A 13,232-nucleotide genomic window follows, 5' to 3' on the forward strand; every position below is an offset into this window, starting at 1 on the left:
TCGTACTCACCCCTGCGGGCTTTCCTCCGGACGTTTTCGTTCGGTGTTTCTTTTGTGTTGTTGCGTTTCCGACTCTATCAGACCGTTTCCAGTGCGACTCCCGGTCGAAGCGGGTTGTCTTTCCGACCTTTGGGCCGTTCCGACGAGTGAGACATTAGCGCATTTCCGGCACCCGAATCAAATCGAGGTATCGATATCCTCATTCGCAAAAAGGGCACGAAAAGATGACGACCGAGGTCGCGCTCCGGTCATGCCTTTGCTTTTGCGGAATGGTCGTCCCGGGCCAGTCGCAACCGGTGCTCACATAGGACAACCCGAAGAACTATACAGACGCCCCCACCCCTCGTCAACCGCCCCCCTGTCGCCAGTCTCCCAGATATTTTGCACGTCCTGCATTTTTGCGTACCGTGCAACATATGCAGAACAAGGACGACGCCGCGCCGGGCCTTCGTGAGCGCAAGAAGCGGGCCACCCGGGCAGCGCTTGCGGATGCCGCTGTGCGGCTGGCGGCCGAGCACGGGGCGGAGAACGTCACCGTGGAGGCGATCAGCAGTGCGGCTGGCGTGTCGACGCGGACGTTCTTCAACTACTTCGACAGCCACGACGACGCCTTCCTGATGATCGACGCGGAGGTCGGCAAGCGCATTCGACGAACCGTGCGTGAGGCGCCGGCCGGACTGCCCGTGCTCGATGTGCTGCGCCAGGCGTTCTCCGCCGAGCTGATGGACGTCGAGGAGCGGCACGAGATCTGGAGCCTGCGGGCCAAGGTCTTCCAGCGTTCCCCGCATCTCCTCGTCCGGGGCCTGGGTGCCCACATGGCCGAGGAGCTGGAACTGGCGGAAACGGTCGCCGAGCGGCTGGGACGCGCCGAAGGGGAGCCCCTCGGGCTCTATCCGCGACTTGTCGCGGCAGTGGCGGCCACAGCCATCCGGGTCTCCGTCGAGGAGTGGTGCGCGCGGACGCCGGACGTCGCGTTCGCCGTGGTGTTCCGCGACGCCTTCGACCATCTGGCCTCCGGGCTTCACGATCCGCCACCCGGCGCCCGGTCGGGCCCCCCGACCGGCACGGACTCCTGAGTCCGCGTCGTTCCTTCGTTCTCTCCTGCCCGATCTCCGGATCGACTTCCAAGAAGGACACCTTGAGTGCAATCGAGGCGCCCGACCAGGCGTCCACCTCCATGAGTCATAAGCAGATACTCCAGGCCATGTCCGGGCTGATGGCCGGCATGTTCGTCGCCATCCTGGCCGGCACGGTCGTGGCCAACGCATTGCCCCGGATCATCGCGGACCTCGGTGCGAGCCAGTCCTCGTACACCTGGGTCGTCACCTCCGAACTGCTCGCCATGACGGCGACGGTCCCGCTGTGGGGCAAACTCTCGGACCTCTACAACAAGAAGCTGCTGCTCCAGCTGTCGCTGGGAATGTTCGTCGTCGGTTCGCTGCTGGCCGGGTTCTCGCAGGGCGTGGAACTGCTCATCTTCAGCCGTGTCATGCAGGGCATCGGCGCAGGCGGGCTGACGGCGCTCGCGCAGGTCGTGATGGCCGCCATCATTCCGCCCCGCCAGCTCGGCAAGTACGCCGGCATCTTCGGCGCCGTCTTCGCGGTCGGCACCGTGGCGGGCCCTCTGGTCGGTGGCGTGCTGGTGGACACCCCGTGGCTGGGATGGCGCTGGTGCTTCTTCATCGGCGTGCCGTTCGCCCTGTTCGGGATCCTGCTGCTCCAGCGCACGCTGAAGCTGCCGACCGTGCGCCGCGAAGTGAAGATCGACTTCCTCGGTGCGTTCCTGATCGTCGCGGGCGTCTGTGCCCTGCTCATCTGGACCTCGCTGGGGGGCCACCAGTTCGAGTGGGCTTCCTGGCAGACCGCCGCACTGACCGGTGGCGGGGTGCTGTTGCTCGTGGCCGCGGTGTTCGTCGAGGCACGCGTGCCGGAGCCGGTCATTCCGCTCGCCATCTTCCGCAACCGCACTGTCACCCTGACCACGGTCGCGAGCCTCCTGGTGGGTGTGGCCATGTTCGGCGGCACCGTGTTCCTGTCCCAGTACTTCCAGATCGCGCTCGGCAAGTCGCCGACGACGGCGGGGCTCATGAGCCTGCCGATGATCCTGGGGCTGCTGGTGTCGTCGACCGTCGCGGGTCAGCTCATCAGCAAGACCGGCAGGTGGAAGGCGTACCTGGTCGCGGGCGCGTTCATCATGACCGCGGGCCTCGCGCTGCTGTCAACGATCGACGCCGGTACGCACTTCGGTCTGCTCAGCCTGTACATGGCCGTGCTCGGTGTCGGCGTCGGCATGCTCATGCAGAATCTGGTGCTGGCCGCGCAGAACGACGTCCCGGCCACCGAGCTGGGCGCCGCCACTTCCGTGCTGTCCTTCTTCCGCAGCATGGGCGGCACGATCGGCACCAGCGTCCTGGGGGCGGTACTGGCGAACCGGGTCGCGGCCGAGATGACCCACGGCATGACGGCGGCGGGCATTCCGTTGCCGCCCGGCGGCAACAGCGACACCTCCGTACCCGACATGAGCACACTTCCCGCGCCCATCCGCGGGATCGTGGAGAACGCGTACGGTCTCGCAACCGCCGACCTCTTCCTGCTCGCGGCGCCCTTCGCGGCGTTCGCGCTGGTCGCGGTGCTCTTCATCAAGGAGAAGCCGCTGAAGACGACCAGTGGAATGGAGCGGCTCGCGGAGGAGAGCGCGGTCCTGGCAGACGGCAGCCGAACGGGTTCTGCGCCGGCATCTGTCGGCTGAGCATTTTTGCGTTCGTACGGTTACGGCTCCGGTCCCCGCTTCGCAGGGGGCCGGAGCCGTTCGCGTGCCTCAGGGGCGGGGCGGCGGAGTCCCGTGCGGCGGGCGGACCTCGACGAACCAGCGGCGGCGCGGCCCCCGGTACAGCAGGGCGTCCCAGCCGAGGGCGGTTAGTGTCGCCGCGCAGCGCGTCAACTGCTCGCGCTCCTCGTCGGCGGCCCCGCTGCCGGGCGGGCCGAGCCATTCGACGGCGGCGGTGTGCGGGACGTCTGCAGGGCGTACCCGGTAGCCGGTCGCCGTGCGGTGGCCGTCGATGTCGGTCGCCGAGGGGGCGTGGGGCGCGGCCTCCAGGGCGAGGGAGATCGCGTTGAGGAACTGGCGGAGTTCCCAGGGAGCGGGAACGATCTCCGAGTTCTGGGTGAGGCGACGGATCTGGAGCAGGCCCTCGAAGGCGGTGCGGACGGTGGCGGCGCGCAGCTCCGGGGGTTCGGCGGGGAGGGGTCCGTCACCGGAGGCGGGGGTGAAGGGGGTGGGAGCGGAGGCTGAGGGCGGTGTCGGCATGGGGTCCTTGGGTGGGGCTCGGTGGGGCGGGCGCGGGCAGGCGTCGGTGAGGGAATCCGGTGCGCTCCGAGAGCTGTGGAACGGAGCGCGGGGCGCGGTCAGTTGTGGCCGCCCGGGGTGGTCAAGACGGTCTGATGGACAAGGACGGCTGGTTGGCCCCGGCCCCGGGTGGTCAGTGTGGCGAAGATGCGGGTCCCGTGGGTCCCCTCGCCGACTCGCCGTGGTGCGGTCGCGCGTGGCTTCTGGGTTGTCAAGCTTCGGCGCATGAAGTGACGACCTCTCGTTGCGTTCGCGCGGGGCGAGGGCGGCCACGTCCAGGTGCGGGTCCTGGGATCCTGGCCGCGCGCCCGTCTGTGAAGTATCCAGCCGCGCGTGTCGACAGGGGCGCGGGAGGGCCTTCGACACGTCGGGCCCTGGACGGCTCGCCGGTCCGGCACCGGGCACATCTGTCAGGGCGTACCACCGAGTACGCGCACGGGGTGGCCGTCGAGATAGGCGCGGATGTCCTCCACCGCCTGCCCGTAGTACGTCGCGTAGTTGGCCTGCGAGACGTAGCCGAGGTGCGGGGTGGCGAGCAGGCGCGGTGCGCTGCGCAGGGGGTGGTCGGCGGGCAGGGGCTCGGTGTCGAAGACATCGAGGCCCGCCCCGGCGAGGCTGCCGGCGTGCAGGGCGGCGACGAGGGCGTCCTGGTCGACGATGGCGGCCCTGGAGGTGTTGATCAGGTGGGCGGTGGGACGCATCAGCCCGAGCTCGGGAGCCCCCAGCAGGCCGCGAGTGCGGTCGGAGAGTGCGAGATGGACCGAGACGAAGTCGCTGGTGGCCAGCAGTTCTTCCTTGGAGCCGGAGAGGGTGACGCCGGCCTCGGCGCAGCGTTTCTCGGTCAGGTTCTGGCTCCAGGCACGCACGTCCATGCCGAACGCGAGACCGACCGCCGCGACCCGACTGCCGATCCTGCCGAGGCCGAGCAGGCCGAGGCGTCGTCCGTGCAGATCGGCGCCGAGGGTCTGTTGCCAGGGGCCGCCGGCTCGCAGGGAGTTGGCCTCGGTGACGATGCCGCGGGCCAGGCCGAGCAGCAGCGCCCAAGTGAGTTCGACCGGTGGAGCGGAGGAACTTGCGGTGCCGCACACGGTGACTCCGCACTTCTGCGCGGCGGCAAGGTCGATGACGGAGTTGCGCATCCCGGAGGCAACAAGGAGCCGCAGTCGGGGCAGCCGGGCGAAGAGGGCCGCCGGGAACGGGACCCGTTCGCGGAGGGTGACAATGACGTCGAACCCGGCGAGGGCCGCGACGAGTTCGTCCTCGGTGGCGAAGTGGGAGGTGAAGGTGACGACCTCGACCTCATCGGCGACCGGTGACCAGTCGGCAACGGTGGTGGCGACGGACTGGTAGTCGTCGAGGACGGCACAGCGCAGCTTCATCGGTCGGGTCTCCCCCTCGGGACGGTACGGAAGGCGGGCGCGGGGTGGTGGTCGGACGTCTGCACACGTTAGGACACATGGTCGGGAGGTGCGATCGCGTGCTCGGGAGCGGGGTGCGACAAGTCGGCTCGCCCGATGGCGGGGGCGGGGCCCTCGGCAGCAGGCAAGGAGGCAGGCACCACGTCGCGGGGCACGCGGTTGCGGGCGGAGAGCCAGGCATCACTCCCTCCGCCGTCTCCATCGCCGTCCCGGCCTCCGTCGCTTCGGTCACCTCGGTCACCTCGGTGGTCTCCGTGGTCATGAGTGGGACCGTAGTGAGCGCCCAATCCGGGCGGGATGCTCTTCACTGTCGGCGGAAACGGTGGGGCAGGTGCGGCGTACGATGCCGCGGGGTCGTACGGGGCAGAGGTCGGGGCCGTGCGACGGAGGGCCGGGGAAAGGGAAGCCGCACGCATGCTCATGACCTTGACGGGTGGTTCCGGGGCGGGAAAGACCACGCTCGCCCATGCTCTCGCGGCAGGCGCGCCGGTGACCCCGGTGCGCGTGCTGCACGGAGACGACTACTACTTCCGTACTCAGGAACATGGGGTATGGGTGCCCGACGAGTCGGGGACGCCCCGGCTCGACGTCGGGGATCCCTGGTCGGTGGACCTCGCCCGCCTCGGCCGGGACGCGGAGGAGGCGCTCGCCGGGTCGGCGGTCGTCGTGGTCGAGGGTCTGTTCGCGCGCAGGGTCGGCGTGCGGTCCTCGTACCCCCGATTCGACGTGTTCGTGGAGCTAGGGGGCGTATTTGGTCGTGATCAATGAGTGGTGCGGGTGAGCTCCTTGATCCAAATCATCGAGGCGCGTAGGTGAAGGCCGGCGAGGTAGCTCTCGGGTGTTTTGTCGTATCTGGTGGCGATGCCTCGCCAGGCCTTCAGCTTGTTGATCAGGCGCTCGACGGTGTTCCGCTCTTTGTAGAGGTCGGCGTCGTGAGTGACCGGACGACCGCCCCCGCTGCCCTTGTTCTTCCGGTTGGCCGCCTGGTCCCTCTTCTCCGGGAGGACTGCCTTGATGCGGCGTCTGCGCAGGTAGGCGCGGTTGCCGCGGGACGAGTAGGCCTTGTCCCCGGCGACCGCGCCGGGCCGGGTCCGGGGACGGCCGACGGGCCCGCGGACCCGTACCTTCTTGAGCACGGGAATGAACTGCGGGCTGTCCGCGGCCTACCCTGCGGTCAGGACGAACGCGAGCGGACGGCACCTGCGGTCGGCGGCGACGTGGATCTTGCTGGTCTGTCCGCCTCGTGAGCGCCCGAGCAGGGCAGCTTTCAAGCGGAGCCTGCGCCGTCGCCGGACGCGCCGCCGTTCGGCCCGGCCGGGGTCAACGACGCCGTCCTGTCCGTCTTGTTCCGCCGCGCCGCCCCCTTTTGCCGAGCCGTCTCCGCCTCGACGGCAGCCTTCTCCAGAGCATCCAACACATCCTCCTCCAGGCGCATCCCGGCCGCGTCGTGATGGGCGCGGACAGTCGTGGAGTCCACACTGACCAGCGACATATCCACCCGCCCCCGCCCGGCGGCCTCGGCTATCACCCCTTCCAGCAGCGCCTCGAAAACCCCGGCGTCCCGCCACTGCCTGAACCTGTTGTGCACGGTGGACCAGGCACCGAACCGGCCGGGCACCTCCCGCCACTGCGCTCCCGTACGGAACTTCCAGATCACACCCTCGAACTGCTGCCGCAGCCGCTCGGGATACGGGCCGTACTCACCGACCGGCAGATACGGCTCGACGAACCCCCACTCGTCGTCCGTCAGTTGCGCACGCGTCATACGTACCGGACTACCGGATCCACCCTCGACGCGAGGGCAGATCCGGCAAACCGATCACAACTCAATACAGGCCCTAGCCGCGGACCTCCGGCTGGCGCGCAAGATCCGGCGCAAGTGCCTGGACGACGGTTTCCCCCTCGACGTCCTGTTGCGCAACTACGTCCTGCACCGGCGCGACGCCCACGAGAGGCATGTGGAACCGGTGCGCCGGGACTGCGACTTGATCGCCGACGGCGGAGCGGACCCGGCCGAGTCGGCCCGGTCGGTGTGGGAGGCGGTCCGCGCACGGACCGCCGCCACCGGGCTGCCGGCGTAGGTTCCGGTGCGCGGCCCGCCGGCCGGTTCGTGCCGGACGCGGTTTCCTACCGTACGGGGGTGAAGGTCACGGGCACCGACACCGGGCCGCGCGTGAACAGGCCCTGTTCGGTGAGGGTCGCCCCGTCCGCGAGACGTACGCCGGGCATGGCGTCCAGTAGTTGGCCGACACCGATCCGTACCTCGGCCCTGGCGAGCAGCGCGCCTACGCAGAAGTGCCGGCCGAGAGCGAAGGCGAGGTGGTCGGCCGCTGCCGAGAAGGCGTTGGTGGTGGTGAGGTCCTCGCGGAAGAGGTTGAACGTGTCGGGGTCGGTGTAGCGGCGTTCGTCGCGGTTGGCGGCGCCTATGAGGCAGGTAACGGTGGCGCCCGCCGGGATCCTGCCGCCGGTGACAGTCACGTCGACGGCCGTCTGGCGCATGATCATGTGGACGGGCGGGGTGTGGCGGAGGGTCTCCGCGAAGGCGCGGTCGATCAGTGAACGGTCCTTCTGAACGGCCGCCAACTGGTCGGGGTGGGACAGGAGGTTGGCGAAGAGGGAGGCTATCGCCTTGTCGGTGGTCTCGCCGCCCGCGGCCAGCAGGAGGCTGCAGAACGCCTTGATGTCCTCGTCGCTCATCGACACCCCGTCGACCTCGGCCGTGCACAGCGAGGACAGCAGGTCCTCGCCGGGTGCGTTCCGCCGTTCCTGGATGACGGGGAGCAGGTACTCGGCGAGCTCGACGCGGGTGCGCTCGCCCGCCGCCATGATCCCGGGGTCGCCCGTCAGGTTGCTGAGGAAGGCGACGACCTTGGTGTACCAGCCGTGGAACTTGGCGTGATCGCCTTTGTCGAGGCCGAGCATGTCGGCGATGACGTTCACCGGGAAGCGGGTCGCGAAGGCGTCGACGAGGTCGACCTCGCCCGCGTGCCGGAAGCCGTCGATGAGCTCGCGGGCGTTGCGCTCGATGACGGGCACGAAGGTCTCCTGGAGCTCCCTGCCGCGGAAGGCGGGTGCCACCAGAGCGCGGCGCACCGCGTGCTCCCGGCCGCTGAGCTGGAGGATCGTCCTGCCGTGGACGGGTTCGAGCTGCCAGTCGTAGTTCTCCGTGGTGAATTCGGACGCCTTGTCCTTGAAGACCCGCTCCACGTCTTCGTAGCGGGAGACGATCCAGCTGCCGATGGCCTCGTGGTGGAAGAGGGGGGCCGTGTCGCGCATCGCCCGGTAGGCGGTGTACGGGTCGGCGGCGAACTCGGGCGACAGGATGTCGGGGACAGCGGCGGGGACCTCGCGCGATGCGGTCATGGCGGTGCGCTCCTTCGGGAACTGCTGTGGTGGGGCAACGGCAGGTGGCGGTACGGGCGGTGGTCGTCCGGCAGTGATGCACGGCGTAGGCACAGCCCCGGGGGCGTCATGCGGTTCTTTTCCCCGTGCTCGTTGTTCTTGGCACACTTCACGTGTCCCGTCCCCCACCGCAAGGGTTCCTCGACTCATGACCGAGTTCGATCGCGGTCGTTCCCGCGGACGACCGTCATGGGGCGTACTGTGACTGGCCGTCAGCAGCCCCCTGCGAACGTGAAGTTGTACGGCGTCGTGGTGCTCAGCCGAGTGAAGCCGAGGTGCTGGAGGATCGGTCTGCTGGTGTCCAGGGCGTCGACCTGGAGGTAGCGGTACCCGCGTTGGACGGCGAGGCGGGTGCGGTGGGCGACCAGGGCGCGGTAGACGCCTCTGCCGCGCCACCCGGGGGCGGTCCCGCCGCCCCACAGGCTCGCGAACTGCGTGCCGGGCGGGAACTCGGCGCGGGCCGCGCTCACCGGCTCGTCGCCCGCCATCGCGACGACGATCTCCACGGTGTCCGGGGCCGCGGTGAGCTGGGCGAGCACCTCCTCCCCCAGCTTCTTCGCGTCTCCTCCGAAGGCCGACTCGTGCGCGCGGACCATGAGGTCGATGCCGGACCGGTCGGTGACCCCGACCAGCCGGACTCCCTCCGGCAGTACGGGTTCCGTGGGAAGGAGCGCCGTCTCGGCGACCATCAGGGCCTCCGGTTCGCCGGCGACGAAGCCCGCCCCGAGCAACCGCCGGCCCAGGTCCTGAGGCAGGTCGTGCGCGTAGTGCTTCCACTCGAAGTCCAGGCCGTGCCCCCGGAAGTGCCGCACCTGTTCGGCGATGGCGGCATCGGCGGTCTCTTCGGTGAGGCCGGTCCACAGGACGCCGTTCCAGTCGTCGGCGCGGCTCGTCCGCCGTACGACGTCGCCCACCCGTTCCAGGGTCACGCCCGGGTGGTCGGCGGTCGCCTCCCGGCGCATCTCGGTGTCGAAGAGCTCACGTACCGCTTCAGGATTCATCCGGTCACTGCACCACGCGTGCCGTGTTCGCGCCAACGAATTCGGCTGCCGCTGCCCGCCTCCGTCCGGACCGGCCCCGCGGTCGCGGAGCGGCGAGGTCCGCAAGGCTGCCCCGCCCGTGAACACTGTTTCTGTACAGGGTAGTTATGGGGGTGCTCGTTCCCGTTCCGCCTGCGAAGTGGTGAAGCACCCGTGACGATCCCCGACACGACTCCGTCGAAGAAGCTCCGGCTGCCCCGTTCCCCCTCAGGCTGGACCATGGCGGTCTTCGGTCTGCTCGCCACGTCGCTCGGCGTGGTGGGCCTGGTCGCACCCGACGTCCAGCTCGCGCTGATGGGTTTCGCACCGGAACCGGGCAGCGCGCCGCGGGACGAAGGCGATCACACGCTCACCTTCCTGACCGCGTCCTCCATGGCGGCGGTCAACATGGGCGTGTACTACGTGCTGGCGGCGCTGGCCGACTGGAAGGCGTTCTTCCGGTGGACGGTTCCGTTCCGGCTGCTCACCTGCACGGTCTTCTTTCTCGCGGTGCTCACCGGCCGGGCCCCGGCGGGCTTCCTGGGCGTGGCCGTCTGGGAGGGGCTCGGCGCACTGGCCACCGGCGTCGCGCTGCGCCGGGAGTCCCGCGGGGGCCGGTGAACTTCCGCCGCGGTTCGCGCCCGGAACGTAATGAATCACATGGGGATGAAGTACGACACCCGGGTGAGAAGGTGAGGCAGAAGCCGAATGCCCGCCCGATCCACGGAAGAACCCCAATGCCGAGTGAGCCCACCGCACCGCCCGCCGACCGCGACGGCCCGCCCGAAGCATCCGGCGTCCTGGCCCGCTACCGCACGGCCCTGCGACGCACTCCCGCGTCCGTGTGGAACGACGACGTGTCCGACTGGGCGGCGGCGCTGACCTACTACGCCATTCTGGCCCTGGTGCCCGCTCTGCTCGTCACCGTCACCCTGATCGGTATCGCGAACCCGGACGCGACGGAGTCCCTGATCCGGGACATCGCCTCGGTCGCTCCCGCCGAGTCGGGCGCGGCGCTGCAGGACACGCTGGAGCACGCGGTGCAGGGCACCTCGGCGGTGTGGATCCTGCTGGTGACCGGCACGGTCAGCTCGCTGTGGTCGGCGTCGAGCTATCTGGCGGTGTTCCGCCGGGCGATGCACGCCATGCACGCGGTACGGGACGTGCGGCCGGCGCTGCGCAAGGCGCACATCATCGTGGTGACCGCGATCTGTCTGCTGCTCCTGCTGATGACGAGCGCGGTGGCGCTTGTCGTCACCGGGCCGATGGCACGTGGGCTCGGCAAGCGGCTGGGCATGGGGCCGGCGGGCGAGGCGGTGTGGTCGGCGCTCAAGTGGCCGCTGCTGGTGTGCCTCGTGGCGATGCTGATCATGATCCTGTTCCACTCGGGCCCGCGTGTCGCGAAGGGGGTCCGGCGGTCGTTGCCGGGCGGCGTGTTCGCGGCGTTCCTGTGGATGACGGCCTCGGCGGGGTTCGCCTTCTACGCGACGAACATCGCCAGCTACAGCAGGCTGTACGGCTCCCTCGCCGGTGTCGTGGTCTTCCTGGTGTGGGTGTGGTTCGCGAACCTGTCGCTGCTGGCGGGAGCACAGTTCAACGTCGAGTTGCGGCGGCTGGCAGGCCGGGGCCCCGAACGGCCGCACCCGCGCGCGGCGCGGACCAGGCCGGTGACGGAAACGTCGCGGCCGGAGGGGCCCTGACCCCGGCGGGCGCCCCCTCCCCCGACCGGGTCCCGGTCAAGCGCCCGGAGTCTGCGCGGCGCGGGACACCGGTGTCCCGCCGAGCCGGGGGAGGCCCGCGTCCAGCAGCCGGTCCGGGGTGAGCGGCAGTTCGCGAAGGCGGATGCCGGTGGCGTGGTGGACGGCGTTGCCGATGGCCGCCGCGGTGCCGACGATGCCGATCTCGCCGATTCCCTTGCTGCCCATCGGGTTGAGGTGGGCGTCCTCCTCGTCGATCCAGTGCGCCTCGATGTCGGTCACGTCGGCGTGGCAGGGGACGTGGTACGCCGCCAGGTCGCGCTCGGCGAAGTCGCCGAAGGCGGGGTCCAGGGTGCTGCCCTCGGTGAGGGCCATGCCCAGGCCCATCGTCATGCCGCCGATGAACTGGGAGCGCGCGGTACGGGCGTTGAGGATGCGGCCGGCCGCGTACACGCCGAGGAGGCGGCTCACCCGTACCTCTGCGGTGGCGGTGTCGACGCGCACCTCGGCGAAGTGTGCGCCGAAGGCGTGCCGGGCGTAGGCGGACTCCTCGTCGGCGGTTCCGGCGGTGTCCGCCGTCGCCTCCAGCCCCTCCGCGGGCAGGTCGCCGTCGTGTGCGGCGAGCCGTCCCGCCAGCGCGCCGCACGCCTTGTGCACGGCCCATCCCCAGGACGCGGTGCCGGAGGAACCTCCTGCCAGCGGGGCCGCGGGCAGGTCCGTGCTGCCGATCTCGGTGCGTACCCGGTCCAGGGGAACGGCCAGCGCGTCGGCGGCGACCTGGGCGAGGACGGTGCGCGCGCCGGTGCCGATGTCGGTGGCGTTGATCCGTACGAGGTAGGAGCCGTCGGGCAGCGCGCGGACGGCGGCCGTCGAGGGCGACACCAGCACGGGGTAGGTGGCGGCGGCCACGCCGGTGCCGGTCAGCAGCGCGCCGTCGCGGCGGACGCCGGGCCGCGGGTCGCGGCCGTCCCAGCCGAACCTGCGGGCGCCCTCGCGCAGGCACTCGACCAGGTGGCGGCTGCTGAACGGCTTGCCGCTGTCGGGCTCGTGGCCGGGCTCGTTGCGGACGCGCAGCTCGATCGGGTCGAGGCCGGTCGCTTCGGCGAGTTCGTCCATGGCCGATTCCAGGACGTACATGCCGGGAGCCTCGCCCGGCGCGCGCATCCACGAGGGACTCGGCACGTCCAGCGGGACCACCCGGTGCGCGGTGCGGCTGTGCGCGGAGCCGTACATGACGCGGGCCGGTACGGCGGCCTGCTCGACGAACTCCTTGATGCGGGAGGTGTGGGTGGTGACCTCGTGGTCGACGGAGACGAGCGTGCCGTCCGTCTCTGCGCCGAGCCTGATCCGGTGCAGGGTCGGCGCCCTGTGACCGACGACGGCCGCCAACTCCCGCCGGGACAGGGCGAGTTTGACGGGGCGCCCGACGTGCCGGGCGGCCATCGCGGCCAGCACGGCCTGCGGGCGGGGCGTGCCCTTGGAGCCGAATCCGCCGCCGACGTGCTCGGCCACGACGGTGATGTTCTCCTCGGGCATGTCGAAGAGTCCGGCGAGCGCTTCGCGCACGGCGTTCGCACCCTGGCTGGAGTCGTGGAGGGTCAGCCGGTCGCCGTCCCAGCGGGCGGTGGAGGCGTGCGGCTCCATGGGGTGGTTGTGCAGCGGCGGTACGGAGTACGCGGCGTCGACACGGTGGGCCGCCCGCGCCCAGGCGGCGGGTGCATCGCCCCGCTCGCGACAGGCGGGGGCGCCGCCGTTGGCGTTGTCCGGGGTGTAGGCGTCGGGGTGGTCGCTGCGGACGGTGACGTCGTGCGGTGCGGCCTCGTACTCGATGCGCAGGGCGGCGGCGCCCTCGCGGGCGGCCTCGGGGGTGTCGGCGACGACGAGGGCGACGTACCAGCCGCGGTGCGGGACGTCGTCGTCCTGGAGGAGCCGCAGGGTGGGGTCGTCGGCGTCGCCGAGCTTGGGGGCGGACCGGGGGGTGAGCACGGCGAGGACGCCGGGGACCGACAGCGCCGCGCTGTCGTCCACGGCGGTGATCCGGCCGCGGGCGATCGTGGCGGGCACGGCGCGGGCGTAGGCACAGTCGGCGGGGGTGTGCTCGGAGGCGTAGCGGGCGGTGCCGGTGACTTTGGCGCGGCCTTCGCGACGGGGGGCGGGGGTGCCGAGGGGGGTGGCGGGTGCGGGGGGCATTGGGGGCTCCTTCCGGAGGGGGTGCGGGGGCGCTGGGGCGCGGGGGTGCGGGGGTGCGGGGGTGCGGGGGTGCGGGGGGCGGGGGGTGCGGGGGTGCGGGGGTGCGGGGGTGCGGGGGTGCGGGGGTGCGGGGGTGCGGGGGTGCGGGGGTGCGGGGGGC

The 13,232-nt window shown here is 70.8% G+C and carries 11 protein-coding genes and 1 pseudogene; 6 read left to right on the forward strand and 6 right to left on the reverse strand.

All coding sequences use genetic code 11. From position 1 onward, the window contains the following. The first annotated feature begins 416 nt into the window (after positions 1-416). On the forward strand, positions 417-1,076 hold the full coding sequence (locus tag HNQ79_RS32490) for a TetR/AcrR family transcriptional regulator (RefSeq protein ID WP_185036586.1): 660 nt from the start codon (positions 417-419) through the stop codon (positions 1,074-1,076). Positions 1,077-1,177: 101 nt separating this feature from the next. After that, on the forward strand, positions 1,178-2,749 hold the full coding sequence (locus HNQ79_RS32495) for an MDR family MFS transporter (RefSeq protein WP_185036595.1): 1,572 nt from the start codon (positions 1,178-1,180) through the stop codon (positions 2,747-2,749). A 69-nt stretch (positions 2,750-2,818) separates the two neighbouring features. Here the strand turns inward: HNQ79_RS32495 and HNQ79_RS32500 are convergent, their stop codons facing one another. Beyond that, a complete protein-coding gene (locus HNQ79_RS32500; RefSeq protein ID WP_185036587.1) occupies positions 2,819-3,307 on the reverse strand; it encodes a hypothetical protein in 489 nt (162 codons plus the stop codon). 449 nt (positions 3,308-3,756) lie between these two features. Next, positions 3,757-4,725 (reverse strand): D-2-hydroxyacid dehydrogenase family protein, encoded by a 969-nt coding sequence (locus HNQ79_RS32505; protein WP_185036588.1) that lies wholly within the window; start codon positions 4,723-4,725, stop codon positions 3,757-3,759. Between the two features lie 453 nt (positions 4,726-5,178). Between HNQ79_RS32505 and HNQ79_RS32510 the strand changes: the two genes are divergently transcribed. Then, positions 5,179-5,532 (forward strand): hypothetical protein, encoded by a 354-nt coding sequence (locus tag HNQ79_RS32510; RefSeq protein WP_185036589.1) that lies wholly within the window; start codon positions 5,179-5,181, stop codon positions 5,530-5,532. Here the strand turns inward: HNQ79_RS32510 and HNQ79_RS32515 are convergent. Continuing rightward, positions 5,526-6,529, reverse strand: a pseudogene (locus HNQ79_RS32515) (IS5 family transposase). The gene HNQ79_RS32510 and the pseudogene HNQ79_RS32515 sit on opposite strands and share 7 nt — an antisense overlap. A 148-nt stretch (positions 6,530-6,677) precedes the next feature. On the opposite strand from HNQ79_RS32515, the gene HNQ79_RS32520 reads away from it, so the two are divergent. Further along, on the forward strand, positions 6,678-6,845 hold the full coding sequence (locus HNQ79_RS32520; RefSeq protein WP_185036590.1) for a hypothetical protein: 168 nt from the start codon (positions 6,678-6,680) through the stop codon (positions 6,843-6,845). 46 nt (positions 6,846-6,891) lie between these two features. On the opposite strand, the gene HNQ79_RS32525 is transcribed toward HNQ79_RS32520, so the two are convergent. Next, positions 6,892-8,127, reverse strand: coding sequence for a cytochrome P450 (locus HNQ79_RS32525; RefSeq protein WP_185036591.1), 1,236 nt, complete (start codon positions 8,125-8,127; stop codon positions 6,892-6,894). A gap of 251 nt (positions 8,128-8,378) precedes the next feature. Beyond that, positions 8,379-9,167, reverse strand: a complete 789-nt coding sequence (locus HNQ79_RS32530; RefSeq protein ID WP_185036592.1) for a GNAT family N-acetyltransferase — start codon at positions 9,165-9,167, stop codon at positions 8,379-8,381. 258 nt (positions 9,168-9,425) lie between these two features. Between HNQ79_RS32530 and HNQ79_RS32535 the strand changes: the two genes are divergently transcribed. Continuing rightward, on the forward strand, positions 9,426-9,806 hold the full coding sequence (locus HNQ79_RS32535) for a hypothetical protein (protein ID WP_185036596.1): 381 nt from the start codon (positions 9,426-9,428) through the stop codon (positions 9,804-9,806). A 116-nt stretch (positions 9,807-9,922) separates the two neighbouring features. Beyond that, positions 9,923-10,885, forward strand: coding sequence for a YihY/virulence factor BrkB family protein (locus HNQ79_RS32540; protein ID WP_185036593.1), 963 nt, complete (start codon positions 9,923-9,925; stop codon positions 10,883-10,885). A gap of 36 nt (positions 10,886-10,921) precedes the next feature. On the opposite strand, the gene HNQ79_RS32545 is transcribed toward HNQ79_RS32540, so the two are convergent. Next, on the reverse strand, positions 10,922-13,072 hold the full coding sequence (locus HNQ79_RS32545) for a xanthine dehydrogenase family protein molybdopterin-binding subunit (protein WP_185036594.1): 2,151 nt from the start codon (positions 13,070-13,072) through the stop codon (positions 10,922-10,924). Positions 13,073-13,232: the final 160 nt, after the last annotated feature.

The organism is Streptomyces candidus (assembly GCF_014207445.1).
GTDB lineage: Bacteria > Actinomycetota > Actinomycetes > Streptomycetales > Streptomycetaceae > Streptomyces > Streptomyces candidus.